Origin of the sequence: Aeromonas sp. Y293-4 (assembly GCF_027705905.1) — a bacterium.
Taxonomy (GTDB): domain Bacteria; phylum Pseudomonadota; class Gammaproteobacteria; order Enterobacterales; family Aeromonadaceae; genus Aeromonas; species Aeromonas veronii.
This window is the reverse complement of the sequence record NZ_JAPDCI010000011.1, coordinates 102,478-127,114: the sequence shown is the minus strand read 5'-3', so window position 1 is coordinate 127,114 and position 24,637 is coordinate 102,478. Positions and strand designations below refer to the sequence as shown.

The following is a 24,637-nucleotide window of genomic DNA, read 5'->3' as shown; positions in this document are numbered from 1 at the left end:
TTTTATTCGGCTTGTTGCTGCGCCTTGAGCCAGCGCCCCGGGCTCACCCCCAGCTCCCGCTCGAATGCCCGACCAAAGGCAACACTGCTGCTGTACCCCGCCCCCAGCGCCACCTGCACCATGGGTTCCCCCGCCAGCAGTTGCTGGCAGGCTCGCGCCATGCGCCAGTGGGTCAGATAACCAAGCGGCGCTTGACCAACCCGCTCCTGAAACCTCGCGGCAAAGCGGGCTCGCGACATGCCGGCCTCCCGCGCCAGCGTGGCCACCGTCCAGGGTTCATCCCCACGCTGATGCATCACCGAGATCGCCTTGGCCAACTGGGGATCGGAAATACCTGCCAGCATCCCCTGCTGACACACCCCTTGCTCGACCAGATGACGCAGCAGCAGGATCAACAGTACCTCCAGCAAGCGGGAGATCAGCGGATCCTGCCCGTAGCGGGGGTGAAACGCCTCGTCAAACAGCTGGTTCAGCACCGGCGTCAGGGCAGGCAACTCACGTAGCGGCAGCACCAGCGAGCCCGGTAATGCCAGCTGCAACGGCGATGCGCCCCCCTTGCCGAATGCGACATTGGCGCACACCAAATCACAACCCCCCAGCGTTCTGGGTTCAAGCTTGTGAGGACGTCCCCGAGGGAACAGGATCAGGGTCGGCTCCTCGAGCAGCAAGCTTGCTCCCCCCTCTTCACGCAACATGACGACGCCACTGCGCAGCAGATGAAGATGTCCGCCACTCGGATAATCATCACTGGAGGAGTTCTGGCACAGGTTGCCGGCGAAGAAGATCTTGGCTTCGGGGGAGGCATGAACCAACAGGGCAGAGAGCGGATCCATATTTGAGACGAATAGTATTTATTTGCAGACGATGAGTGATAAACCGTATCACAAATGACGGCACACTGTCTCCCGTACCTTCACTACCACAGGAGAAGATCATGAGCCGTATCCAACCCGTATCCCAACCGCAACCCGCAGCCGCCCCGACCCTGGCCACCCTGCAACGCAATCTGGGTATGGTGCCCAACCTCTACGCTACCCTGGCCCACTCGCCAGCCCTGCTCAATGGCTTCCTGGCCTTTGCCGAGGCGCTTGGCAAGGGGCGTCTCACTGCCCCACAACGGGAGTTGCTGGCACTGGCCATAGGTCAAGCCAACGCCTGCCAATACTGCCTCTCTGCTCACACACTGCTCGCGGGCAAGGCCGGATTCTCGGCCCAGGAGATCCGGGCTGCCCGACTCGGCCAGGCCTCGGCTCCCCTTGATCACGCCCTGCTGCAACTGGCAACGGCGCTGGTCAACCAGCGCGGGGTGATCAGTGACGAGCAGCTTGCTAGCGCCCGTGCCGCAGGCGTAGATGACGAGCTACTGCTGGAGGTGCTCGGCCAGGTGGTGGTCAATACCCTGACCAACTATGGCAACCACCTGGCGGCGACCGAGATCGACTTCCCGCCCGTCACTCTGACCCCTTAAACAAGGAGCCCCCATGCAGCAACATGACAAAGGCTTTCTGGTCGCCCTGGCGGGCGTGGTATTGACCCTGCTCTGGATCGGCGTCTTCAAGTTTACCCCGACAGAGGCAGCCGCCATCAAACCACTGGTAGCCAGCCACCCCTTGATGAGCTGGCTCTATGGCCCCCTGTCGGAACAGAGCGTATCGAACCTGATCGGGGTGGTCGAGATAGTGATCGCCATCGGGCTGGTCGTGGGTCTGTGGCAACCTCGCATCGGTTACTGGTGCAGCATGGGGGCTATCGTCACCTTCCTGGCGACGCTGAGCTTCCTGCTGACCCTGACAGGTGTCTGGAAGATTGTTGACGGCGTGCCAGTCACCGAGTTCTTCCTGTTCAAGGATCTGGTGTTTCTCGGTGTGGTTCTGCACTACCAGCACAGGATCCGTGCCAGCTTGTCCACTCAGGCAGCCTGACAACAATGCCTTTGGCGCCCGGGATGGGCGCCTTTTTTCGTTATGCCGCCCTGGTCTGGCGCTTGCTGGCCGTCTTGCGCGGTCGGGGCCCGCCAGTCGTGCTGGCCGCCGGACTCTTGCGCCTGGTAAAACGCCGCTTGCCGACACCCGGCGCCTCCTTGGGCAGGGTGCTGAAGCTGGCGCCGGAATCCTGTCGCGCCCCTTCAATCAGACCGTTGAGCTGCTCGGTGAGCGGCCCCATAAACTGCTGGTAGCTGCCGTGGCGCTCGGCGATCTGGCCGAGGCTCTGCTCCCACAGCGCCGTCATATCCGGCGTGGTAGCGGTGGCTGGCAACGCCTGAACCAGCGCGCGCCCGGTCGGGGTCGCCTTGATGCTCTTGCCCTGACGCACCAGAAAGCGGCGCTTGAACAGCAGGTCGATAATGCCCGCCCTGGTCGCCTCGGTGCCGAGACCGTCGGTATCGCGCAGGGTCTTGCGGATCTCGGGATCCTGCACATAACGGGCGATGCCGGTCATGGCCGCCAGCAGAGTGGCATCGGTGAACGATTTGGGCGGCTGGGTCATCTTTTCCAGCAGTTCGCCCCGCTCGCAGAGCAGTTGCTCTCCCTCTTTCAAGGCAGGCAGCGTGCCCGCCTTCTCTTCGTCGTCATCCTCCTCCACCCCGAGCAGCGCCTTCCAGCCCGCTTTGAGAATGCGCCGTGCCTTGGCCTGAAACAGACCACCGGCGATGCGCAGCAGCACCTTGCTGTCGTTGTATTCGAACGGGGGATAGAACTGCAGCAGATACTGGCGGGCAATCAGGCCATAGAGCTTCGCCTCGTCGGCACCCAGCGTAGCGGGGTTGCCCTGTTTCTCGGTGGGGATGATGGCGTGGTGGGCATCCACCTTGCTGTCGTTCCACGCTTTGCTGCGGATCTTGCCGTCCGCCTCGGCAACTGCCTTGGCCAGCGCAGGCGCTGTGGCGGCGATGGCGCCACGCACCTGCTCGGCCCGCTTGAAGTGGTCGGTCGGCAGATAGCGGCTGTCGGAGCGCGGATAGGTGATGAGCTTGTGACGCTCGTAGAGGCTCTGGCAGATATCGAGCACCCGCTTGGCATCCATGCCGAAGCGCTTGGCGGCATCGATCTGCAGACTGGAGAGGTTATAGGGCAGCGGCGCCGCCTGCTTGCGGGCCTGCTCCTCCACCGATTCAACCTGAGCGGGCTGGCCGTTGATCCGGCTCACCACCTTGTCGGCCAGCGCCCGATTGAGCACCCGCCCCTCCTCATCCTGCCACGGCAGGCAGGCTTCGGACGGCAGCCACTTGGCGGTGAAGCGCTCGTTGCTATCGGTCAGCAGATGGGCCAGCACCTCGTAGAAGGGTTTGGGCACGAAGGCCTCGATCTCGAGATCCCGCCGCACCACCAGCCCGAGTAGCGGGGTCTGCACCCGACCGACCGAGAGCAGCTCGCTGCAACCGGCCTTGCGCCCGAGCAGGGTATAGGCGCGGGTCATGTTGATGCCGTAGAGCCAGTCGGCCCGACTGCGGGCCAGTGCGGAAACCGCCAGCGGCACGAACTCCTTGTTATCCCTCAGTTTGTCTAGGGCACGGCGCACTGCAGGCGGGTTGAGATCGCTGATGAGGCAGCGCTGCACCGGCTTGGTTTTCGGGTAGCCGAGAAAGTCGATCACCTCATCCACCAGCAGTTGTCCTTCCCGGTCCGGGTCACCGGCGTTGACCACACAGTCCGCCTGCTTGATCAGTCGCTTGATGACGGTGAGCTGGGTTTTGGTCTTGGGCTTGGCCACCAGCTGCCACTGGGCGGGGATGATGGGGAGATGCTCCATCCGCCACTGCTTGAAGGCGGCGTCATAGGCATCGGGCTCGGCCTGCTCCAGCAGATGGCCGATGCACCAGGTGACCACATCCCCCTGGGCTGTTTCGATAAAACCGTCGCCCTTCTTGTGGGGCTTGGGCAGGGCATCGGCAATGGCACGGCCCAGCGTGGGCTTCTCGGCGATAAAGAGTCGCATCGGTGGCTACCCGCAATACTGTATATGCAGACAGTATACAACTGCCACCGCGAAAGCCCAACTGCCTCTACTCGTCGAACGGGTGATCGTGGATGGCGGCAAACAGCCGCGCCTGATTGAGCAGCGGCGCATAGTGGAAGGCATTTTCGCCATCTTCCGCCAGCAGGTAGTCGGTCAGCTGTTCGCGCACCGCCTCTTGCAGGGTCTCCAGCTTCCACGGCTTGGCAAGGTAGTAGTGCAACCCGCCGCGATTGACCGCCTCGACGGTGGCCTCCAGCCCCGCTTGTCCGGTCAGCAGCAATTTGCGGCTGGCCCGGGTGGAGGCTCGGCGGTTCAGCTCCACCAGAAAATCGACCCCCAGGGTTCCCGGCATGATGTGGTCACAGAGGATCAGCGCCAGCTTGTTGCCGTCGCTCTCCCACTCCTCCACCACCGCTCGCGCCTCATCGACGCTCTCGGCGGCTTCCAGTTCGAAGTGGGAACGGAACGGGGCGAGATCGTGGATCACCGCATCCAGCACCTCACGCTCATCGTCCACACACAGGATCAGATAGTGTTTGTTCATTGCTCCTCCTTGGCGACATGGTTTGGCACGCCGCGCGATTGATGCTGGCGACGGCTCAGGCCGCATGCTCCTTGTTGTGATGAGGTTCGCCCCCGTAACCGGCCTGCCCCATGCCGTCCAGCGGCAGACAGACCCGCATCCGGGTGTAACGGCCCGGTTCGGAGGCCACCTCAATCCGGCCGTGGTGCTGTTGCACTATCTGCAGCGAAACGCTCAGACCAATCCCGAGGCCGAAATGGCCCTCCCGCTTGGTGGTGAAGTTGAGATCGAAGATCCGCTGCCACAGCTCGGGCTCGATGCCGCAACCGCTATCCTCGATCTCTACCATGACCCACTCGGGATCCAGCAACCCGGTGCGAATGGTGAGTCGCCCCGGGCCGCTCATGGCATCCAGACTGTTGGCGATCAGGTTGGTCCACACCTGCTGCAGGGTGATGGGGTGACAGCGCACCAGCGGCAGCGGCTGGTACTCCTTGCAGAGCTCATGCTGCTTGAGGCGGTTTTCGAAAATCATCAGGGTATCTTCCAGCCCCTCGTGCAGGTCTACCAGCGAGGGCTCGGCCCGATCCTGCCGGGCATACTGCTTGAGGCTCTTGACCAGATCGCCGATGCGACGGGCACACACTTCGATATTGCGCAGGAAGCTGCCGGTCTGCTGGAACAGCTCCAGCCGGGAGAGCAGCGCCTCCCGCTCGTCGGCAGTGCGGCTGGCAAACCAGCGTTGCCAGTTCAGCTCGTCATCCAGATTCATCTGTACCGCCAGCCGCGCCTGCTGGCGATCACCAAAGCGCCCCTCAGCCTGCCGGGTCTTGTCACGGATCTCGCTGGTCGAAACCGGCTGGGAAGAGAGCGCCTGACAGAGGGTCTGGTTGCCCAGCCCCTTGATGGAGGCGGGCAGTTCGAGATTGACCAGATCGGGGATGGCGGCCCGCAGGGTCTCGCTGCCACGGATAATGGCCGCCACCGGGTTGTTCAGCTCGTGGGCGACACCGGCCACCAGCTGACCCAGCATCGCCATTTTTTCGCTCTCCACCAGTTGGGCGTGAGCGGCATCGAGGGAGTTGAGGGTCTGTTGCAGCCGCATCTCGGTGCGGATGCTGTTTTGCAGGCGACGGTTGAAGTGGCGCAGCAGCAGGTTGGTAAAGGAGGGGAGCAGTTCGCTGCGCGCCTGCATCACCCGGGAGAATTGCAGCTTGTCGAGCTTGATCACCTCGGCGCCGGTCAGGGTCACGCCGGTGGTGAAGGCGGGTTCGCCGGTGACGAAGGACATGCCCCCCACCAGCGAGCCGGTACGGTAGTGCACCACCTCCTGATCGATCCCCTGCTCGTCCCGCTTGCGCAGCACCACCTCCCCCTTGGCAATAAACCAGAGAAAGCTGTTGGGCTCCCCCTCGCGGGTCAGCACATGGCCCGGGCTGTAGTGGCGGCAGACCCGCTCCTCGTCATTGCACTCGAAAAACTGATAGAGGCCGTCGATCACCACCCGGGAGAGTTCTTCATCGCTGCAGTGGGTGTAATCCATAAAGCCCTGCCGATAGGCAGCCAACTGGCGATCGACGTGGGCTCGCAGCAGCTTCTGGTTGTCGAGCACGGCGGCATAGCTCAGCAGGTCCGCCTCGGGACGCTGCAATACAAAGTGGCTCGCCTGCTCGATCACCGCCCGGCGCAGGCTACCATCGCGCCAGGGGCGTTGCAGGTAGTAGTCGAGACGACCGAGGTTCACCGCCTCGATGATCGATTTCATTTCCGGCTGGCTGCCCAGCAGGATCTTGCGGCACGCCTCGTGACGACTGCCGAGACGGATCAGAAAATCGGCCCCTCGCCCATCCCCCAGCTCGCTGTCACACACCACTACGGCGGGTGGCTGCCCCTTGCGATCCAGCTCGTCCAAGGCCAGCTCCGCCGACCCCTGACCGACCACCACCACCAGCGCGAAATGGCCGAGCAGCGGAGCCAACTCCTGTTCGAATTCGGCCAGCAGTTGCACGTTGGCGGCGACACACAGCAGTGAGAAAGGGCTCATCAGCGACACTCCGTTGAGGCTCACTGCTCACTATATCAGCGAATCTTGTGGGGTTTTGCGAGGGGGCTAACAGCTGTCGCGGAAAGTGCAAAAATAGATAAAACAGAAAACAACTGAACTTAATTCGATAAATCTGTCAATAATAAAACAAAAGACAAAATGTGACAACAATCAAAAATATAAACCATGATGGAGGTCAACGCCTTATCCCTATCATTACTACTACTATTGGACTAGTACTATGTAGGTAATTATTGACCGTAGGAAAACGCCGCCATGATTGGAAAACTGATAAGAAAAACCTGGTTCTGGCTCCTGCTGCTCGGGGCCCTGCTGGGTGTCGCGGCACTGGGTGTCACCGTGACTGTGCTGCACAAGACCAGCTCCACCGAATTCTGCGTCTCCTGCCACTCCATGCAGACTCCGCTCGCCGAGTATCAGGGCAGTGTCCACTTCCAGAACACCAAGGGGATCCGCGCCGAGTGCGCCGACTGCCACATCCCGGGCGACCCCACCTCCTACCTGTGGACCAAGATCCGCGCCGTGAAGGATATCTATCACGAGGCGATCGGCACACTGGATACCCCGGAAAAGTATGAAGCCCACAAGCTGCGGATGGCCCAGTCCGTCTGGGACGAGCTGAAAGCCAACGACTCCGCCACCTGCCGCAGCTGCCACAGCTACGAGGCGATGGACATTCTGGCCCAGCGCCCCAATGCCCGTGCCGAGCACCCGGTCGCCATCAAGGAAGGCCAGACCTGTATCGACTGCCACCGTGGTGTCGCCCACATCATGCCTGACATGAGCGGCCTGGCTGCCGCCGGTGCCAGCGAGCTGGCGCAGGCTGCGGCCCAGACCCCGGCCAACGTCACCACCCGTTACGCCATCGCTACCACCCCGCTGTTCCTCGATGCTGCCGCCAAGACCGACGAAGGCACCCTGATGCCCTCCACCAAGGTGGAAGTGCTGGCCAACGAAAACGGCCGCGCCAAGGTGCAGATCGAAGGCTGGCAACAGGATGGCGTGAGCGAAGTGTTCTACGCCGCACCGGGCAAACGGATCCTCAGCGTACTGGTCGGCGATGCCGCCAAGAAAGCACTGGTCACCGGCCAGAGCGAAACCGACAGCGCCACCAACCTCACCTGGCATCAGGTCAAGCTGACCGCCTGGGTCGACCAAAGCCAGCTCATCGGCGATCAGGGCAAGCTGTGGCAATACGCCTCCACCCTGATGTCCAACAACTGTACCGGCTGCCACGGCCTCACCGCGCTGGATCACTTCAATGCCAACCAGTGGATCGGCGTCATCAAGGGGATGGAATCTCGTACCTCCCTGACCCCGGAACAGGCTCGCATGTTGACCCAGTATGTCCAGAAACACGCCAGTGACATGAGCGCGGCCCACTAAGGCTGGCACAGAGGATAACCGTTATGACTTTTTTCAATGACAAGAAGACCAATCTGTCCCGCCGCAACCTGCTCAAGGGGCTCGGCGCCTGCGCAGCCCTGCCCCTGCTCGGCGGTATTTTTCCCAAGAGTGCGCTGGCGCAAGCCATCAGCACCGCATTGAGTCAGTTCCCGACTCTGGTGCCCGCCCAGAAGGGCATTCTAACCGGCGCCCACTGGGGTGCTTTCGAGGCGATCGTCGAAGATGGCCGCATGGTGCGCGTCCAGCCGGTGGCCGATGATCCGGCGCCGAACGATCTCATCGACATGGCGCCGTTCCAGGTCCACGCCAAGAACCGCATCAAGTACCCCATGGTACGCAAGAGCTGGCTGGAGCATGGCCCGGGCGCCAAACCCGAGCTGCGCGGCGCCGACGAGTGGGTGCGAGTGAGCTGGGAAAAGGCGATCGAACTGGTGGCCGGTGAAATCCAGCGCGTCCAGTCTGATTTCGGCCCGCAGGCGATCCACGCCGGTTCCTACGGCTGGAAGAGTGTCGGCATGTTCCACAACAGCCGCACCCTGCTGCACCGCCTGATGAACCTCTCCGGCGGCTTCACCGGTTATGCCGGTGACTACTCCACCGGCGCGGCCCAGGTGATCATGTCCCACGTGATGGGTTCCATCGAGGTGTACGAGCAGCAGACCGCCTGGCCCAACGTGGTGGAGAACGCCGAACTGGTGGTGCTGTGGGGGGTCAATGCTCAGGTGACCCTGAAGAACAGCTGGAACATGCCGGATCACGAAGGTCAGGCCGGCTTCATGGCGCTGAAAGAGAAGGGCCCCCGCGTCATCAGCATCGACCCCATCTACAACGAGACCGCCAAGATGGTCGGCGCCGAGTGGATTGCGCCGAACGCTTACACCGACGTGGCCATGATGCTGGGTGTGGCCCACACCCTCTACAGCGAGAAGAAGCACGATCAGGCCTTCCTCGATCGCTACACCGTCGGCTTCGACAAGTTCCTGAACTACCTGCTCGGCAAGGATGACGGCCAACCGAAGAGCGCCGAATGGGCGAGCACCGTCTGCGGCGTCGATGCCAAGGTGATCCGCCAGCTGGCCCTCGACATGGCCGCCAAACGCACCATGATCATGGCCGGTTGGGGGATGCAGCGTCAGCAGCACGGCGAACAGCCGAACTGGATGCTGGTGACGCTGGCCTCCATGCTGGGCCAGATCGGCCTGCCGGGCGGCGGCTACGGCTTCAGCTACCACTACTCCTCCGGTGGCAGCCCCACCGCCAAGGGCGGCATTCTGGCGGGTATCTCCGCCGGCAACGCACCGAAGAACAGCCCGGCTCCGATCCCGGTGGCCCGCATCGCCGACTGCCTCGCCAACCCGGGCAAGACCATCGACTTCAACGGCCGCAAGGTGACCTATCCGGACATCAAGCTGGTCTACGTGGCAGGCGGCAACCCCTTCCACCACCATCAGGACACCAACAACCTGCTGCAGGCGTGGCGCAAGCCGCAGACCGTGATCGTTCACGAGCCTTACTGGACCGCCACCGCCAAGCACGCCGATATCGTGCTGCCGGTCACCACCAGCTACGAGCGCAACGACCTGGAGATGGGTGGCGACTACTCCCAGCGCTATGTGTTCCCGATGCATCAGTGCGTGCCGCCCCAGTTTGAAGCCCGCAACGACTTCGACATCTTCAGCGCCATCGCCGCCAAGCTGGGCGTGCAGGAGCAGTACACTGAAGGGAAGGATGAGATGCTGTGGCTCAAGCAGATGTACGACGGCATGGCGGCGCAGGCCCGCGGCGCCCGCGTGGCGCTGCCGCCGTTCAACATGTTCTGGGAGTCCAACAACTACATCCGCTTCCCGATCCCCGAGGCCAACCGCCAGTGGATCCGTCACGCCGATTTTCGCGAGAACCCGCTGCTCAACCCGCTCGGCACCCCGTCTGGCAAGATCGAGATCTTCTCCAACACGGTGGCGGGGATGGGTTACGCCGACTGTGCCGGCCATCCCAAGTGGTATGAGCCCAAGGAGTGGGTGAAGAGCGAGGTGGCAGCGCGCTATCCGCTGTCGCTCAACACCTCCCACCCGACCCAGCGGCTGCACTCCCAGCTCGACAACACCCCGCTGCGGGACAAGTTCGCCATCGCCGACCGCGAGGCGATCATGATCCATCCGCTGGATGCCAAGGCCCGTGGCATCGCCCAGGGGGATCTGGTGCGCGCCTTCAACGAGCGCGGCCAGATCCTGGTAGGCGCCCTGCTATCCGAGGATGTGCGCCAAGGCGTGGTGCGGATCTGCGAAGGGGCCTGGTATGACCCGGCCAAGCCGGGCGAAGCGGGTAGCATCTGCAAGAACGGCAACGTCAACTGCCTCACCTTCGACGAAGGCTCGTCCAGCCTGGCGCAGGGCAACTGCGGCCACATGGCCCAGCTGCAGATCGAGAAGTACACAGGCCCGGTGCTGGCCAACACCGCCCACGCGGTACCGGCCAACGGCTAAGGCGATTGCCACCCAATAAAAACGGCGCCATCAAGGCGCCGTTTCTTTATCTGTCTGCCAAAGCTCAGGCATGGGGATGGGTTTAGAACTCCCCTTCCTCCATATACTCCTGCGCGCACTCCACCAATTGCGGCCACAGCTCTTCCGGCACCCATGCGTCCGGGTCATCTTCGTCCCCGTCGTACTGGCTCCAGAAATAGCGGCGCAGGCCGGAGGCAAAGTCGTCGCTGATCTCGGCCAGCTCCGAGAGCGGCCCCAACCAGGCGATGCGGCGCAGGCCGGAGGCGAGATCGTTGATGGCATCCATCAGGGTGCGATCGTCAAAGCTCTGCTCCACCAGCAGGGTGAAGCGCTCGCGCGCCTGCTCGGTCTGCTCCTCGTCCAGCTCGCCCACATCGGCCAGCAAGTCGACAAAATCTTCCAGAAGGAACGCGGTCAGGCCATCCCTGTCTTCAAACCACTGGATCTGGGCGCCCTTGACCCCCAGCACAGAGGCATCAAACGAATCGTCAAGGTGACACAGTGCCCACGGATCGTCGGTCATGCTTCTCTTCCTCAGGCTAAAACAAATGCCATATGTTATGCCTAGCTCTCGACTCTTGCCACCTTGGGCAACGAGAGGGAGGCGGCCAGACCGCCCAGTTCGGCGCGGCCCATGATGAAACTGCCCCGATAGGCTTCCGCCAGATCGGAGACGATGTTGAGACCCAGGCCCGAGCCCGGCACCTTCTCGTCGAGCCGCACCCCGCGCAGCACCGCCTTGGCGATCTGATCCTCGCTCATGCCGGGGCCGTCATCCTCGATACGCAAGGTGATCCAGCCTCCCAGCTCGGCGCTGGAGATGCGCAGCTCGCTGGCAGACCACTTGAAGGCGTTCTCCAGCAAATTGCCCACCATCTCGTCGAAATCCTGCTCTTCCACCCCGACTGCCAGATTGGCGGGCACCTGCAGGTCCACCGTCTTGCCCGGATAGAGGCGGGAGAAGGCGCGGCAGATATACTCCACCCGCGCCCGCACCGGGGTCGAGACCCCGAGGATCTTGGCGGCGCCGGTCACCCGTGCCTTGCCGAGGTGGTAATCGATATGGCGCTGGATCTGGTCGAGCTGCTCGCCGATGGCGGCCTGATCCTCCGGCGGCAACTGGGCCACCTGATTGCGCATGATGCTGAGCGGCGTCTTGAGGGCATGAGCCAGATTGCCGGTGTGGGAGCGCGCCCGCTGAAGCAGCTCGCCGTAGTGGTGCAGCAGCCGGTTGATATCCTCCACCAGCGGCTGGATCTCCAGCGGATAGCGCAGCCGGAACCCCTCCTGATGACCCTCGTGAACCCGCCCCAATTCGCGGCGCAGCAGGTGCAGCGGCCGCAAGCCGTAGACGATCTGGAACATGAAGCCGAGCACCAGACCGGCGGCGGCAAAGCCGAGACCGAGGAACAGGCTGATGCGGGTCTTGTTGAGGGTCTGGGTCAGGGCGCTACTGTCCTTGGCCATCACCAGAGTGAAGACCCGATCCGAACCGGGCAGCAGCACGGTACGGGTCATGATCAGCAGCGGCTCCTTGTTGGGCCCCTTGCCGACGAAGAGGTCTGGATCGCCAAACGCCGACTTGAGGCCGTCGCTCTTCAGGTTGGTATCCCACAGGGAGCGGGAGCGCCCCACCACATCGCGGCCCAGTTCCAGCTGCCAGTAGTAGCCGGAGTAGGGCTGATTGAAGCGGGGATCGGAGAGGGAGCCGGTGACCACCGGCAGGCCGGTTTTGGCCACTTCCAGCCGGGAGAGCAGATCATAGAGCTGCAGGCGAAGGCCATCGGCCTCCGCCTCCTGCCAGTAGTTGCGCATCATGGTCTGCAGGCTGAAACCGGTGGCGAACAGAAACAGCCCGCACCACACCAGCGCGATGGCGACCAGCCGCCCCCGCAGGGTTCTGACCAGCCTCATTCGTTGATCCGGTACCCGAGGCCGCGCACTGTCTCAATCAGATCGGGGTTGGTTTTCTTGCGGATCCGGCCGATGAACACCTCCACGGTATTGGAGTCACGGTCGAAATCCTGAGCATAGATGTGGTCGATCAGCTCGCTGCGCGACACCACCTTGCCCCGATGCTGCATCAGGTAACCCAGCACCCGGAACTCGTGGGCGGTCAGCTTGATGGGGGTCCCTTCGTACCACACCTGCGACGCAGCCATGTCGAGGCGCACCCCGCCAATCTCCAGAATGGAGCTGGCGTTACCCGCCGCCCGGCGCACCAGCGCATGGACCCGCGCCACCAGCTCGGCTACCTGGAACGGCTTGGTGAGGTAGTCATCGGCACCGGCGTTGAGCCCCTCGATCTTCTCGTGCAGCTGGCCACGGGCGGTCAGCACCAGCACCGGGGTATCGATCCCCTTGCTGCGCCACTCCTTCAGCACACTCAGGCCATCGCGCCCCGGCAGGCCGAGGTCGAGAATGATGGCATCGTAGGGTTCGGTCTCACCGAGGAAACCGGCCTCGTTGCCGTCGTGGCAGAGGTCGGTGACAAAGCCGGAGAGGCGCAGCTGTTCGGCCAGCTGGCCAGCCAGAATTTTTTCGTCTTCAACAATCAGAATTCGCATGAACAGGCTTCCACACAGGGGTTATTCATCATCCTCGACCGGGGGCTTTGGCGGTTCGAACAGCCGCTCCAGATGGTGGCCCTTGGCCCACACCAGCTCAAGGTTGTCAGCCCGATAGGCTACCTTGATCACGCTGTTTTCCCGATCGATGACTCGCAGTTCATAGAGCCAGATACCATCCTCTTCCCCCAGATCCACCCGCAACACCCGCACCGGCAATCTGGCCGCCACCTCCATCATTTCATGGAAGGGCCGAACCCGTCCCTCATGGACAGCTTGCTGCAGCATGGCTTCATCAGGCGTGACCGCCTGTGCCAGCAACGGCAGCAATAACCCAAGCAGAGGGAGCGCTCTATTCATGGATGATTCATCTCCAAAAACCTAACATAATGGCGTTTATAGTCTGCCAGCCATGAATCCGGAATGAATATGATCCCGCGCAGTTTCCTGCTGATCCTTTGCCTGTTGAGTGCCACAAGCTGGGCGGCCCAGAGCCGTCTCGACATGGCCGGGCTGGTCAAACTGTTGCTGGCGCAAGGGTATCACGACATTCGGGAAGTGGAGCTGGAAGGGGACAAATTCGAGGTCAAAACCCTCAATCGCCAGGATCAGAAGGTGCATCTCATCGTCGATGCCTACACTGGCGAGATAAAACAACAAGAGGCCGATTAGGCCTCTTTTGCATTCCAGCGTCCCCGCATGGGGCGCAGCAGTTTCTCCCGTCTCGGCCAGAGCAGGGCGCAGGCCAGCAGCAGGTAGATGAGGGGCTCACCCCAACCGCTCTTGAGCGACCACCAATAGTGCACCGGCACCAGCAGGGCGATGGCATAGACCCAGTTGTGCAGCTTCTGCCATGCGGCGCCCATGCGGCGCTGCAATGCGGGCAGCGAAGTGATGCTGAGGGCGGCCAGCAGCAGCAATGCCACCATCCCCACCACTATATAGCTGCGCTTGACCAGCTCGCCGCCAATCAGCCCCCAGTCAAACTGCAGATCCAGCCCCAGCCACGCCATGAAGTGGAGCAGCGCCCAGGCAAAACACCAGAGCCCGAGAGGGCGGCGCAGCTTGATGAGCTGCCCCTGCCGCCAGCGCTTGGCCAGCGGCGACACCAGCAGGGTGAGCAGCAGCAGATTGAGCGCCCCCTTGCCGAGGTAGTGGATAAGCTCGGGCACAGGATCGCCCCCCAGCAGACCTGCCGGAATGGCAAAAACCAGCCAGAGCAGGAAGCCGAGGGAGCCCAGATGCACCAGCGCCCGCAAGCCGCTGATATGGGCCGGTTTCAATCTCAGTACCATTGGCGCAGATCCATCCCCTGATAGAGCGAGGCGACTTCGTCACCATAGCCGTTGAACATCAGGGTCGGCTGACGCTTGGCACCAAATACTCCACCCTCGCCAATAAAGCGCTCGCTGGCCTGACTCCAGCGCGGGTGATCCACCTGCGGATTGACGTTGGCGTAGAAGCCATATTCGTTGGGAGCCAGCAGGTTCCAGGTGGTCGGCGGCATCTCCTCCACCAGCCGGATCGAGACAATGCTCTTGATGCTCTTGAAGCCGTACTTCCACGGCACTACCAACCGGATCGGCGCGCCATTCTGGGCGGGCAGGCTCTTGCCGTAGAGCCCCATCGCAAGGAAAGAGAGAGGGTGCATAGCCTCGTCGATACGCAGCCCTTCGACGTAGGGATACTCGATGCCGCCCCCCAGACTGGAGGCCTGCCCCGGCAGCTGTTTCGGATCAAACAGGGTTTCGAAGGCAACAAACTTGGCGCGACTGGTGGGCTCGGCACGGCGGATGATCTCCGCCAGCGAGATGCCGTTCCAGGGCAGCACCATGGACCAGGCTTCGACACAGCGCAGTCGGTAGATCCGCTCCTCCAGCTCGCTCTTGTTGATGAGGTCCCACACATCGAGGGTAAAGGGCTTGGCCACCTCCCCCTCCACCTTGAGGGTCCAGGGTTCGGGCTTGAGGTAATGACCGTTGCGAGCCGGGTCGGACTTGTCGGTGCCCAGCTCATAGAAGTTGTTGTAACTGGTGGCCTTCTCTTCCGGTGTCAGCACCAGATTGGTCGGGCGCTCGGCAGGCTTGCTGTTGAGCGGTTTGGTGGCTAACTGGGGGGCATCCTCTTTACCGCGCAGCAGATCGAGTACACCGGCCTGAGTGGGAAACGCCAGGGTGGCCGCGCCCAGACCCAGCCCCTTGAGAATAAGGCGGCGGTCCTGATAGACGGCTTCCGGGGTGACATCCTGTTCGGTGAGGGGGTGGGCGGTACGACGCTTGATCAACATGAAAAACTCCCGGGGCTGAGTGAGGCAGTATGGATAAGACCCGCCCCGGCAGATTTTTATTTCACACAAATTTACATCATGTGGTGCAGGGGCAGTGCCTTGGCCATGGTGCCGACCAGAAACAGGACTACGAACACCAGCAGGGGAACGATCACATTTGGCGCCATCAGACTCACTCCATGAGCAGGACAGGGCCTCTAACTATGGCCGACTGTCAGGCCGGTCACCAATGAATTTTTTTCGCGAGCGCAAGCGTATTCCTGAGTTGAAAAGGGTGATGAAGATCACACACAATTCGGCCCCCGCTTGCCGCCCCGATTACCGGGGGTAGGCTGCCCATTTTGCGAAGCCAACTGAAGAGTCGCCCCATGAGCCCACTGATCGCCATCGCCATCACCACTGGAATTCTCTCCGCCGTCTGGGGCTGGATTGCCGTCGCGTTCGGCCTTATCTCCTGGGTCGGCTTTCTCGGCTGCACCAGCTATTTCGCGTCAAGCGGTGGCTACAAGGCGCTGCTGCAGACCATCTTCTGCAACACCAGCGGCATGCTGTGGGCACTGCTGCTGATCCATGGCGACAGTCTGTGGGGAGCGGGTGTGGCGGGTTATGTGATGACGGGGGTGGTCGCCACCCTGATGTGCGTACAGGCCAAGCAGCAGTGGCTCGGCTACATTCCCGGCACCTTTGCCGGTTGCTGTGCCACCTTCGGGGCGGCTGGCGAGTGGCGGCTGATCCTGCCCTCCCTCATCATTGGCGCCTTGTTCGGTTACCTGATGAAGGCGAGCGGCCTCTGGCTCTCCCATAAAACTCAAAAAGCCGATGCCGCTCCGGCGGTGGTTGATCCCGCCTGATTTATCCCTTCGATTTGAAGTTTGCTGCTTCAATACCGTGCCGATTCAATAACTTGTAGAAATCGGTACGGTTTCTGCCCGCCATGTTGGCCGCCAGGGTCACGTTGCCCTCGGTGGTGCGCAGCAAACGGATCAGATACTCCTTCTCGAATTCGGCCCGCGCCTCGTTGAACGAGGGGATGCCGCCGCCACCACCGCTCAGGGCGGACTCCACCATGGAGACCCCGATCACCGGACTGCAACAGAGGCTGGCGAGCTGCTCCACCACGTTGCAGAGCTGGCGCACGTTGCCGGGCCAGGCAGCGGCCGCCAGCATCGCCAGCGACTCGGGCGAAAAACCCATGGCGGCGCAGTCGCTGTGGCGGCTGCGGTAATCATCGAGCGCCTGACGGGCCAGCAGGGGGATATCCTCACTGCGGGCACTGAGAGACGGCAAGGTGATATTGGCAACGTTGAGACGATAGAAGAGATCTTCCCGAAAGCGCCCCTCCTCCATCGCCTTGACCAGATCCTGATGGCTGGAGCTGAGCACCCGCACCTCCGGCGTACCCTGACCATACTCCTCCATCACCTGCAGCAGCTTGGCCTGCAGGGATTCGGAGAGACTGCCAATCTCGTCGAGAAACAGGGTCGCCCCCTTGGCCTGCTCGAACAGGCCGGACTGGCCATCTTCACCAAACAGCTGCAAGTCGAGTGACGCCCACGGAATGGCGGCGCAGTTGATGGTATGAAGCGGCTTGTCGCGCCGCTGGCTGGCCTGATGCAGCGCCTGCGCCATCGCCCCCTTGCCGGAGCCTGACGGCCCCATGATCAGCACCGGCACCTCCATTGTGGCAATGCTGTGGGCCTGGATCAGCAGCTGTTCCAGCTGGGGATTGCGGGTCAGGATCAGCGACTGCCACTCCTGCTGCTGTTTCGGCCGGGTCAGACTCAGCGCATGTTCGATGGTGGCGAACAGCTCATCCTTGTTGATGGGTTTGGTCAGGAAGCTGAATACGCCGGAGCGGGTCGCCTGAATGGCGTCCGGGATGGTGCCATGAGCGGTCATGATGATCACCGGCAACCCCAGCCACTGGGCCTGGATCCGCTCGAACAGCGCCAGACCGTCCATGCCGGCCATCCGCAGATCGCTCAGCACCAGATCGGCCCGTTGCTGACGCAACCGGTCGAGGGCTCCTTCCGCACTGTCGGCAGTATCCACTTCATAACCCTGACTGCGCAGCCGCATGCTCATCAGTTTGAGCAGGCTGACGTCGTCGTCCACCAACAGGATCCGGCTCATGGTATTACCTCACGATTCTCGTTCAGCTTGCGCTGGTTGAGCTGGTCGTCGATAGCGGTCAGCTGCTCGATCTGGCGGCGCAGCCGCTGGATCTCCTGACTCTGGTCATCGCGACGGCTGTCGCGAGCCAGCAACTGCTCGCCGAGGGCGATCCAGCTACGTAAAAAGGCCTGCGCATCGAGACCCAGTTCGGGCAACATCTGCTTCAGGCGCGCCAGACCGGCGGTGCGATTGGCCACCGACTCGGCGGGGTGGGAGTCCACCATCGCCAGACTGACCCGACTCTCAAGATCGTCGGCCCCTTTCAGACGCTGACGCTCCTGCACCCGTTGCTGGGGGTGACTGGCCAGCAGCCAGTCGGAGTATTGCAGACGCACCTGCATCTCCTTGTTGGCAAAATCCATTCGCTTGGCAAAAGCGATATCGGAGGACTCCCGCTGTGCCTGTTGCGGCAGCAAGGAGCAACCCGCGAGCAGCCCTGCCATCAGAGCTGGAAATACGCGTTGTATCTTCATAGTCCTCATTTCAACGTCAACCTGAAGCAGACATCCGCCTGTTCATCCTCTACCAGAACCAGTTCCCCCCCCAGGCTGTTGGCAGACTCGCGGGCGATGGAGAGGCCCATGCCCGAGCCTTTCAAGAGACCTTGCCGCACAGTGCTGCCCTGCTCGAAGGGTTCAAAAATGCGTTGCTGATCGGCCACGGGGATCTTGGGCCCCTCGTTGGCCACTTCCAGCCAGCTTATCTGTTCATTCTGCCCTGCCCTGATCCAGATATTGCCTCCGCTGGCGCCGTAACTGACGGCGTTGGAGAAAAGGTTATCGAGGATCAGTCGTAGCCGGTAGGGCTCCGCCCACAGGGTAACCGGCACGGTCGGCAAGTGTACACGGATCTGCTTGGACTCCAATGCCAGCCGGTACTCGGCAGAAAGTTCCGACAACATCGGCAGCAGGGGGACGGGCTCCAGTTCGAAGGCCTCCTGCTGACTGAGCCGGTTGAAGTCGAGCAGCCGCTCGATCAGGGTCTGCAAACGCCGACTGTTCTCGTCGAGCATCTGGCAGATCTCCAGCTGATCCGGCGTCAAAGGCCCGACCAGCTGCTCGCAGAGCAGATCCGTCCCCTCCCTCAGCACCGCCAGCGGGGTCTTCAGCTCGTGGGAAACATGACGCAGGAACTGGTATTTCTGCAGCTCCAGCTCCTTGAGTTTGTCGTGCAGCCAGACGATCCGCTCCCCCAGCAATACCAGCTCGGCAGGGCCGTCAACCGGCTTGGGATCGGGTTCGACCCCGGCCCCCAGACTCAAGATGCGCGACTCAATCTGTCGTACCGGGTGGATGATAAGGTAGGTGAAGATAAAGACCATCAGCAGGCTGAGCGCCGCCACCGCTCCACTCACCCACCAGAGCTCGCTGGTCAGTCCGGCGATGGTGAGCTGCACCCGATCCATGTGTTCGTCAACCCGGCTGCGGGTGACTATTTCGAGCTGCTTGTTGGCATCGTTGAACTGCTCGAGCTTGTCTCCCGCTACCGCCGCCCGGGCCAACGCGGCATCCTGCAGGCTGTCGAGCCAGGCCAGCCCCTGATCGAGCCCGCTGTAGAGCTGGCCGTCGGTGATGGAGTTGCGATGTTCCGCCAGCAACACCCGATACCCGTCGAGTTGCTGCTGGTAGCTGGTGAGACTGCGGCGATCCCCCAACACCGCGAAGCGGCGCAAGGTGCGTTCGATATCGATGGCTTGCGCCGTCAGCAGGGTGGCGCGGCGGGTATCTTTGACCGCCCGCTCCATCTCGTCGCTGGTGAGCTGACTGAGGTGGGCAAGGGAGGTGCTGTTGTGCCAGATCATGCCGCCCAGCGGCATCAATACCAGCACAAATCCCATCAATACCACCTGCAGCAGGGAGCGTGGGCGAACCTTGGTCATCATCTCTTCTCTTGCATTCTCACCGGTGCGCCAGCATAGCCGCACCGCCCCAAAAAACAAAACCGGCCAACAGGCCGGTTTGTATTATCTGGATTGTGGTGATTCACGCCAACGCGACAGAGGCCAGACAGATAATCATGATCATCGCCAGCGCGCCCGAGGCGGTCAACAGCGCCCATTTCAGCTCCACACTCATGCAAACCTCCTTTCTGCCAATCAGTGCCGGATCACAATAGATAAGACAATGTTAAGCCATAGTTAATCCGATAACCGTGAGCTGCGTATACATTTCAGATGAGCCCAACCCCGGGAAGGTGAGCATGTTCTATCTGTGTAGCATTGGTTCCAATCTTGACCCGCATATCCATGTCAGCCGGGTGCTGGCCGAGCTGCTTGCGAACGTCGGCCCCCTGCGGCTGAGTTCGGTGATCCGCACCAAGCCGGTGGGAATGCACTCCAGCCACGACTTTCTCAACTGCCTGCTGGTGGTGGAGAGCCCGCTCGATGCCGCCCGCCTCAAGCAGTACTTTGTCGCCCTCGAAGTGGCTCACGGCCGGGATCGCAGCGATCCGCTCTGCAAGGTGCACGACCGGCCGCTCGACATCGATATTCTGGCCAGCAACAGGAGCGGTGACTTTGCCTCGACAGAGGTCGATTCCTATCTTGCGGAGCTGCTGGCCGAGCTCTATGGCCATGGCGAGGTGCATGACCCCAAGGTGGCGCTGCAAGTGACGCTCTCCGCCCCGTCGGGCAAGCTCAAACCCGGCAAAGGCTTGCTGACACGGCAGGTCGGGCTGGAGCCGTTGGTGCTTGGCAAATCTTCAGAGAGTGGCCAGCGCGCGTCCGCCATCTACCTTGATGCTGGCCCCCGTCATATAACTGTTCCCCATCAGTAACTGCACCGCCTGCCAGATGGGCTCCAGTCCCCCCTCCCGCGCCAGCGGTGTTTTCGCCAACACCTGCTGGCGCCATGCCTCGTCATGCTCGTCGAGAAACAGGATGGGGCCCGGCTCTATGGTGTTGACCCGGATTGCCGGGGCCAGTTCGCGGGCAAAACTCATGGCCAGCGAATGGGCTCCCGCCTTGGTGGCCACATAGCTGGCAAAACGGGGGGCCGGGGCATGGATATAGATATCGGTGATGTGAATGATGCTGGCGTTGGGATTGCTGGCCAGCCGGGGGGCCAGCGCCCGGTTTAGCTGGAAGGGGGCCGCCATGTGCACCCGGTAGAACTGTTCGAACTGGGCCAGTTGCGCCGCCGGATCAGTTGCCTGCGGCTCGAAGGCCGAAGCGTTGTGGATCACCAGCGCCAGATCCTGATGGGCTGCCAGCAGAGCGATAAGCTTGCCAACGTCCTCTTCCCGGCCAAAATCAGCCTGCACCAGTTCGACCCCCAATGCAGCCAGCGTGGCCAGCTCCGGCCGCTCGCTGCGATAACTGCCCGTCACCTGCCAACCCGCCGCCACCAGCTGTTCACAGAGATAAAATCCGAGTCGACGGCCGCAACCCGTAACCAATGCACGCATACGATCTCCTTTCCCTTTCATGGTCTTGCATGAACGAAGCCCGCCTGCCAGCGGATCACCGCCGATGGCTTGTGCCTATCAATCCCTGCGGCACAAGCCATTGGTCGCGAGCTACCCGCCCGCGTCATAGTGGCGGCATCCCCCCCCCTCTTGCGGAGTCACCACAATGCTGAAAGTACACCACCACATGGGTCGCCTGACCCACTCCCTCACTGCTGGACTCGGCCTGGCAGAAGCGCTGGATCGCCTGCATCAATCGGGTCTTGGCGGCCTGCCGGTGCTGGATGAGCAGAAACGGCTGATCGGCTTTCTTTCCGAACAAGATTGCATCCCCAGCCTGCTCACCGGCAGCTACCACTGCGATACCCGCACCCGGGTGGAGGATCTGATGAACCGTTCGCCCCTCTCGGTCGGGCCGGATGAGAGCATTCTGGATCTGGCTCGCCAGATGGCCGATGCCAAGCCCAAGATCTACCCGGTGCTGCAACAGGGCAAGGTGATCGGCATCATCAGCCGCCGTCAGGTGATGCAGGCCCTCAACCAGCAGATGAAGGTGTGCCAGCAGACCTAGATCTGGTAACGCCCCTTGTCACCGATATCGAAGTGCAGGGGCATCCGCCACTTGGCCAGCGCCAGCAAGGTCAACAGGGCGCCGCAGACCAGCGCCACCAATGCGGCGGCCCACTCCACCCGCAACCACTCCAGCAGCCATAACGCCGGCAACAATACGGGCACCAGCTTGATGCCGGGAATGGCGAAGCAAAACTGCTCCTTGAACGCCAGCCCGGAGAGGGTCGCCAACGCCGCCCCCAGCACCAGCGCATCCGGTGCCCCCACCGCTGCCAGGGCCAGTGCGCCCCAACCAAACCCCTGCAGAATCAGGCGAATCCGCTTGTCGTAGATATGCAGCGAGAAGCCGCAGATTGCGCTTGCCACTGCAAGTGACATCAACCATTGTGCCGACGGGAGCAGTGCCATCCCGCTCAGCAGCGCCGCACCGCGGCAAAGCAGCAACAAGGCTGCCGCACTCAAGCCAAGGCGGTAGAGCGAGACGGTCAACTTGTCGATCCCGTCCAGCGGGCTCTCGATTTCAGGATTTGCCATAACGAATCCCCCCTTACTTATGATGCACAACCCAATATACTGGGGCCCGACGATGCAATAGGCATAATGGATTCAGGAGAGGTAGTTTGCGTGTGATCCAGCGATTGTGGCTACTCTTTCCACTCTTGTTTCCGCTCGCCCTATCCGCCAAAGAGCTTGTTCTCTGTGGCATCCCCGAGCCTATCTTCAAGTATCTTGATGCAGACAAACAGCCCCGCGGCCTCGATATCGACATCATCACCGCCATCTTCGGCAAGCTGGGGATCCCTGTCCGAATCGAACTGATCGACTCCGGCGCCCGCCTCACCCGCAATGCCGAAACCGGTCTCTGCGATATGGTTCTGACCCACTCCTACAATGCCGCACGCGAGCGCTATCTCCTCTACCCCCAGCAGGCCCACGTTCGCCACAGCTGGCACTTCTTTGTACGCAAGGCGGACCTGATGAAGATCCGCTACGAAACGCTGGCCGATCTCAAACCCTGGCGCATCGGCGTGACCAAGGATTTCTCCTACACCCCTGAACTGGCAGCGGCCATGACCGACCCGGCCTATCAGTTTCAGGAGATCACCATGAACCAGCTGCAACTGCGCAAACTGCTGGCCGGACGGATCGATACCGTGCCGATGCCGCTGGTCACCGCCTTCACCCAGATCAAGGAGGAGGGGCTGACAGGCAAGGTCGATTACCTGCCCAAACCGCTCAAGAGCAGCCCCTACTTCAACACCTGGGCCCGCGCACGAGCGGATGCACAGACCCCAGCCCTGATGGCGGCCTACGATGCCGAACTGCTGCGCATGAAGCGAAACGGCAGCCTCAAGGCCCTCTACGACAAGTACGCCATCCCCTATATCGAACCCTGATCAGGGGTCAGGGTTTCACATCCCGCAGGATAGGGTTTTGCAGCGAGATCAGGGTTTCAGTGGACTGGATCTCGTCGATGGTCTGGATCTTGTTGATCAGCACTATCTGCAGCTCGTCGATGGAGCGGGTCATCACCTTCATGAAGATGCTGTAGTGGCCCGTGGTGTAGTAGGCCTCCACCACTTCGTCCAGCGCCTGCAGCTTGGCCAGTGCCGAGGGGTAATCCTTGGCACTCTTCAGATTGATCCCGATAAAGCAGCAGACGTCGTAACCCAGCTTCTTGGGGTTAACCTGCACCCGTGTCCCCTCGATGATCCCCGCCTGTTTCATCTTCTCCACCCGCACATGGATGGTGCCCGGGCTGACCGCCAGCTGCTTGGCCAGTTCGGCATAAGGAATACGCGCATTCTCCATCAGAGCGGAGAGGATGGCTTGATCGAGATTATCGATCCGGTAATTTTCCGGCATTTTTTTACCCTCCCGTTAGCGATACGTCATTAAAAACATCCTTATTTTGAAGAAAAAAACGAACAAAGCCTATTTCTATTATCGAATATTGAATTTAGTTGGCAATCCGTTGAAGAATCACCACATCCAACGGGGTTTGAAACAGGAATTCAGCATGAAACAGCACTACATTCGCAGCCAACAGCAGATCAGCTTCGTCAAAGAGATGTTCTCCCGCCAACTCGCCCAGCAACTGGGTCTGATGGAGGTGCAAGCCCCCATTCTGAGCCGGGTCGGTGATGGCACTCAGGACAACCTCTCTGGCCATGAGAATGCAGTGCAGGTCAAAGTAAAAACTCTGCCGGATCACAGCTACGAAGTGGTCCATTCACTGGCCAAATGGAAGCGCCAGACCCTGGGTCGCTTCGGTTTCGGCCCGGGCGAAGGGATCTACACCCACATGAAGGCACTGCGTCCGGATGAAGACAAGCTCACCCCCATCCACTCCGTCTACGTGGATCAGTGGGACTGGGAGAAGGTGATGCCGAGCGAGCGCCGCGATCTGGCCTATCTGCAGGAAACCGTGCGCGGCATCTGGGCCGCCATCAAGGCCACCGAGCGCGCGGTCTGTGCCGAGCATGAGCTGACCCCCTTCCTGCCAGCCGAGATCCAGTTCCTGCACAGCGAAGAGTTGCTGGCCCGCTACCCGGATCTCGATGCCAAGGGGCGCGAGCGCGCCATCGCCAAAGAGCTGGGGGCCGTGTTCCTGATCGGTATCGGCGGTGCGCTCTCCCACGGTGAGCGCCACGATGTGCGCGCCCCGGATTACGACGACTGGAGTAGCCACAGCGAGCTGGGTCTGGCGGGTCTGAACGGCGACATTCTGGTGTGGAACCCGGTGCTGCAAGACAGCTTCGAGATCTCCTCCATGGGGATCCGGGTCGATGCCGAGGCACTGCGCCGCCAGCTGGCCATCACAGGCGACGAGGATCGCCTGCAGTACGACTGGCATCAGGATCTGCTGGCCGCACGGATGCCGCAGACCATCGGCGGCGGCATCGGCCAATCCCGTCTGGCCATGCTGTTGCTGCAAAAAGAGCACATCGGTCAGGTCCAAGTCGGCGTCTGGCCAGCCGAGATGAAAGCTGCCGTGCAAGGCATGCTGTAACGAATGAAGGCCATGCCGGCGCCATCTCAGCCGGTATGGCAACAGGCAGGTGGCCGTCGGGGTTGAGCGAGCGCATCCCCGGCAGGCTGTAAGACGCAAGGCCGTAAGCGGCTTTGTTTCGCAATCGGGGGCTTGCCCCTGCGACCCGCTCAACCCACGTCAGG

At 61.8% G+C, this 24,637-nt stretch carries 27 protein-coding genes; 10 read left to right on the top strand and 17 right to left on the bottom strand.

Annotated elements, in window-relative coordinates:
• Positions 1-2: 2 nt before the first annotated feature.
• Positions 3-833, bottom strand: coding sequence for an AraC family transcriptional regulator (locus tag OKC31_RS13810; protein WP_247823805.1), 831 nt, complete (start codon positions 831-833; stop codon positions 3-5).
• A 101-nt stretch (positions 834-934) separates the two neighbouring features.
• Here OKC31_RS13810 and OKC31_RS13805 point away from each other — a divergent pair, with 101 nt between their 5' ends.
• Together OKC31_RS13805 and OKC31_RS13800 are read left to right on the top strand one after the other, a co-directional pair.
• Entirely contained in the window at positions 935-1,468 is a 534-nt protein-coding gene (locus tag OKC31_RS13805) for a carboxymuconolactone decarboxylase family protein (protein ID WP_247823804.1), read from the top strand.
• A gap of 13 nt (positions 1,469-1,481) precedes the next feature.
• Entirely contained in the window at positions 1,482-1,922 is a 441-nt protein-coding gene (locus OKC31_RS13800; protein WP_110304110.1) for a DUF417 family protein, read from the top strand.
• Between the two features lie 40 nt (positions 1,923-1,962).
• On the opposite strand, the gene OKC31_RS13795 is transcribed toward OKC31_RS13800, so the two are convergent.
• From OKC31_RS13795 to OKC31_RS13785, 3 genes are all read right to left on the bottom strand, one after another.
• A complete protein-coding gene (locus tag OKC31_RS13795) occupies positions 1,963-3,936 on the bottom strand; it encodes a DNA topoisomerase III (protein WP_247823803.1) in 1,974 nt (657 codons plus the stop codon).
• A gap of 67 nt (positions 3,937-4,003) precedes the next feature.
• A complete protein-coding gene (locus OKC31_RS13790) occupies positions 4,004-4,501 on the bottom strand; it encodes a response regulator (protein WP_139710651.1) in 498 nt (165 codons plus the stop codon).
• A gap of 55 nt (positions 4,502-4,556) precedes the next feature.
• A complete protein-coding gene (locus tag OKC31_RS13785; RefSeq protein ID WP_247823802.1) occupies positions 4,557-6,524 on the bottom strand; it encodes an ATP-binding protein in 1,968 nt (655 codons plus the stop codon).
• 276 nt (positions 6,525-6,800) lie between these two features.
• On the opposite strand from OKC31_RS13785, the gene OKC31_RS13780 reads away from it, so the two are divergent.
• Complete coding sequence (locus OKC31_RS13780) at positions 6,801-7,931, top strand: NapC/NirT family cytochrome c (RefSeq protein ID WP_005339847.1); 1,131 nt, start codon at positions 6,801-6,803, stop codon at positions 7,929-7,931.
• A 23-nt stretch (positions 7,932-7,954) separates the two neighbouring features.
• The gene (torA, locus tag OKC31_RS13775; RefSeq protein WP_270657083.1) at positions 7,955-10,435 is read left to right on the top strand and encodes a trimethylamine-N-oxide reductase TorA; all 2,481 of its coding nucleotides are present in this window, start codon (positions 7,955-7,957) and stop codon (positions 10,433-10,435) included.
• 82 nt (positions 10,436-10,517) lie between these two features.
• Here torA and OKC31_RS13770 read toward each other — a convergent pair whose 3' ends face one another.
• The 4 genes from OKC31_RS13770 to OKC31_RS13755 are packed head-to-tail and all read right to left on the bottom strand — an operon-like array spanning position 10,518 to position 13,383.
• Positions 10,518-10,979: a hypothetical protein gene (locus OKC31_RS13770; protein ID WP_247823800.1), complete on the bottom strand. Its 462-nt coding sequence runs from the start codon at positions 10,977-10,979 to the stop codon at positions 10,518-10,520.
• A gap of 41 nt (positions 10,980-11,020) precedes the next feature.
• A complete protein-coding gene (locus OKC31_RS13765) occupies positions 11,021-12,370 on the bottom strand; it encodes a sensor histidine kinase (protein WP_005339828.1) in 1,350 nt (449 codons plus the stop codon).
• Positions 12,367-13,023, bottom strand: coding sequence for a response regulator transcription factor (locus OKC31_RS13760; protein ID WP_005339826.1), 657 nt, complete (start codon positions 13,021-13,023; stop codon positions 12,367-12,369). The genes OKC31_RS13765 and OKC31_RS13760 overlap by 4 nt, the downstream gene beginning before the upstream one ends.
• Positions 13,024-13,044: 21 nt before the next feature.
• A complete protein-coding gene (locus OKC31_RS13755; RefSeq protein ID WP_005339825.1) occupies positions 13,045-13,383 on the bottom strand; it encodes a PepSY domain-containing protein in 339 nt (112 codons plus the stop codon).
• A 63-nt stretch (positions 13,384-13,446) separates the two neighbouring features.
• Here OKC31_RS13755 and OKC31_RS13750 point away from each other — a divergent pair, with 63 nt between their 5' ends.
• Positions 13,447-13,695: a PepSY domain-containing protein gene (locus tag OKC31_RS13750; protein ID WP_013724184.1), complete on the top strand. Its 249-nt coding sequence runs from the start codon at positions 13,447-13,449 to the stop codon at positions 13,693-13,695.
• On the opposite strand, the gene msrQ is transcribed toward OKC31_RS13750, so the two are convergent.
• Both msrQ and msrP read right to left on the bottom strand, forming a co-directional pair.
• Positions 13,692-14,318, bottom strand: a complete 627-nt coding sequence (gene msrQ / locus OKC31_RS13745; protein ID WP_005339821.1) for a protein-methionine-sulfoxide reductase heme-binding subunit MsrQ — start codon at positions 14,316-14,318, stop codon at positions 13,692-13,694. The two genes, OKC31_RS13750 and msrQ, sit on opposite strands and share 4 nt — an antisense overlap.
• Positions 14,309-15,310, bottom strand: a complete 1,002-nt coding sequence (gene msrP / locus OKC31_RS13740; RefSeq protein WP_247823799.1) for a protein-methionine-sulfoxide reductase catalytic subunit MsrP — start codon at positions 15,308-15,310, stop codon at positions 14,309-14,311. The genes msrQ and msrP overlap by 10 nt, the downstream gene beginning before the upstream one ends.
• A 368-nt stretch (positions 15,311-15,678) precedes the next feature.
• Between msrP and OKC31_RS13735 the strand changes: the two genes are divergently transcribed.
• Positions 15,679-16,161, top strand: a complete 483-nt coding sequence (locus tag OKC31_RS13735; RefSeq protein WP_005339809.1) for a DUF1097 domain-containing protein — start codon at positions 15,679-15,681, stop codon at positions 16,159-16,161.
• Position 16,162: 1 nt separating this feature from the next.
• On the opposite strand, the gene OKC31_RS13730 is transcribed toward OKC31_RS13735, so the two are convergent.
• The 4 genes from OKC31_RS13730 to cydH form a co-directional block, all read right to left on the bottom strand.
• Entirely contained in the window at positions 16,163-17,443 is a 1,281-nt protein-coding gene (locus OKC31_RS13730; protein ID WP_005339807.1) for a sigma 54-interacting transcriptional regulator, read from the bottom strand.
• Positions 17,440-17,967, bottom strand: coding sequence for a hypothetical protein (locus OKC31_RS13725; RefSeq protein ID WP_421298738.1), 528 nt, complete (start codon positions 17,965-17,967; stop codon positions 17,440-17,442). Before OKC31_RS13725 ends, OKC31_RS13730 begins: the two co-directional genes overlap by 4 nt.
• Positions 17,964-19,364, bottom strand: coding sequence for a sensor histidine kinase (locus tag OKC31_RS13720; RefSeq protein WP_042657344.1), 1,401 nt, complete (start codon positions 19,362-19,364; stop codon positions 17,964-17,966). The genes OKC31_RS13725 and OKC31_RS13720 overlap by 4 nt, the downstream gene beginning before the upstream one ends.
• Positions 19,365-19,467: 103 nt before the next feature.
• A complete protein-coding gene (gene cydH / locus OKC31_RS13715) occupies positions 19,468-19,560 on the bottom strand; it encodes a cytochrome bd-I oxidase subunit CydH (RefSeq protein WP_005339800.1) in 93 nt (30 codons plus the stop codon).
• A gap of 124 nt (positions 19,561-19,684) precedes the next feature.
• Here cydH and OKC31_RS13710 point away from each other — a divergent pair, with 124 nt between their 5' ends.
• Positions 19,685-20,260, top strand: coding sequence for a 2-amino-4-hydroxy-6-hydroxymethyldihydropteridine diphosphokinase (locus OKC31_RS13710; RefSeq protein WP_270657081.1), 576 nt, complete (start codon positions 19,685-19,687; stop codon positions 20,258-20,260).
• Here the strand turns inward: OKC31_RS13710 and OKC31_RS13705 are convergent.
• Entirely contained in the window at positions 20,186-20,890 is a 705-nt protein-coding gene (locus OKC31_RS13705) for an SDR family oxidoreductase (RefSeq protein ID WP_247823797.1), read from the bottom strand. The two genes, OKC31_RS13710 and OKC31_RS13705, sit on opposite strands and share 75 nt — an antisense overlap.
• A gap of 166 nt (positions 20,891-21,056) precedes the next feature.
• Here OKC31_RS13705 and OKC31_RS13700 point away from each other — a divergent pair, with 166 nt between their 5' ends.
• A complete protein-coding gene (locus tag OKC31_RS13700) occupies positions 21,057-21,461 on the top strand; it encodes a CBS domain-containing protein (RefSeq protein WP_005356342.1) in 405 nt (134 codons plus the stop codon).
• On the opposite strand, the gene OKC31_RS13695 is transcribed toward OKC31_RS13700, so the two are convergent.
• On the bottom strand, positions 21,458-21,994 hold the full coding sequence (locus OKC31_RS13695) for a DUF2301 domain-containing membrane protein (RefSeq protein WP_005357578.1): 537 nt from the start codon (positions 21,992-21,994) through the stop codon (positions 21,458-21,460). The two genes, OKC31_RS13700 and OKC31_RS13695, sit on opposite strands and share 4 nt — an antisense overlap.
• 86 nt (positions 21,995-22,080) lie before the next feature.
• Here OKC31_RS13695 and OKC31_RS13690 point away from each other — a divergent pair, with 86 nt between their 5' ends.
• Positions 22,081-22,857, top strand: a complete 777-nt coding sequence (locus OKC31_RS13690; protein WP_247823796.1) for a substrate-binding periplasmic protein — start codon at positions 22,081-22,083, stop codon at positions 22,855-22,857.
• A 7-nt stretch (positions 22,858-22,864) separates the two neighbouring features.
• Here the strand turns inward: OKC31_RS13690 and asnC are convergent, their stop codons facing one another.
• Positions 22,865-23,326: a transcriptional regulator AsnC gene (asnC, locus tag OKC31_RS13685; protein WP_216979927.1), complete on the bottom strand. Its 462-nt coding sequence runs from the start codon at positions 23,324-23,326 to the stop codon at positions 22,865-22,867.
• A gap of 154 nt (positions 23,327-23,480) precedes the next feature.
• Here asnC and asnA point away from each other — a divergent pair, with 154 nt between their 5' ends.
• Complete coding sequence (gene asnA / locus OKC31_RS13680; RefSeq protein ID WP_005339781.1) at positions 23,481-24,473, top strand: aspartate--ammonia ligase; 993 nt, start codon at positions 23,481-23,483, stop codon at positions 24,471-24,473.
• The last annotated feature ends 164 nt before the right edge of the window (positions 24,474-24,637 follow it).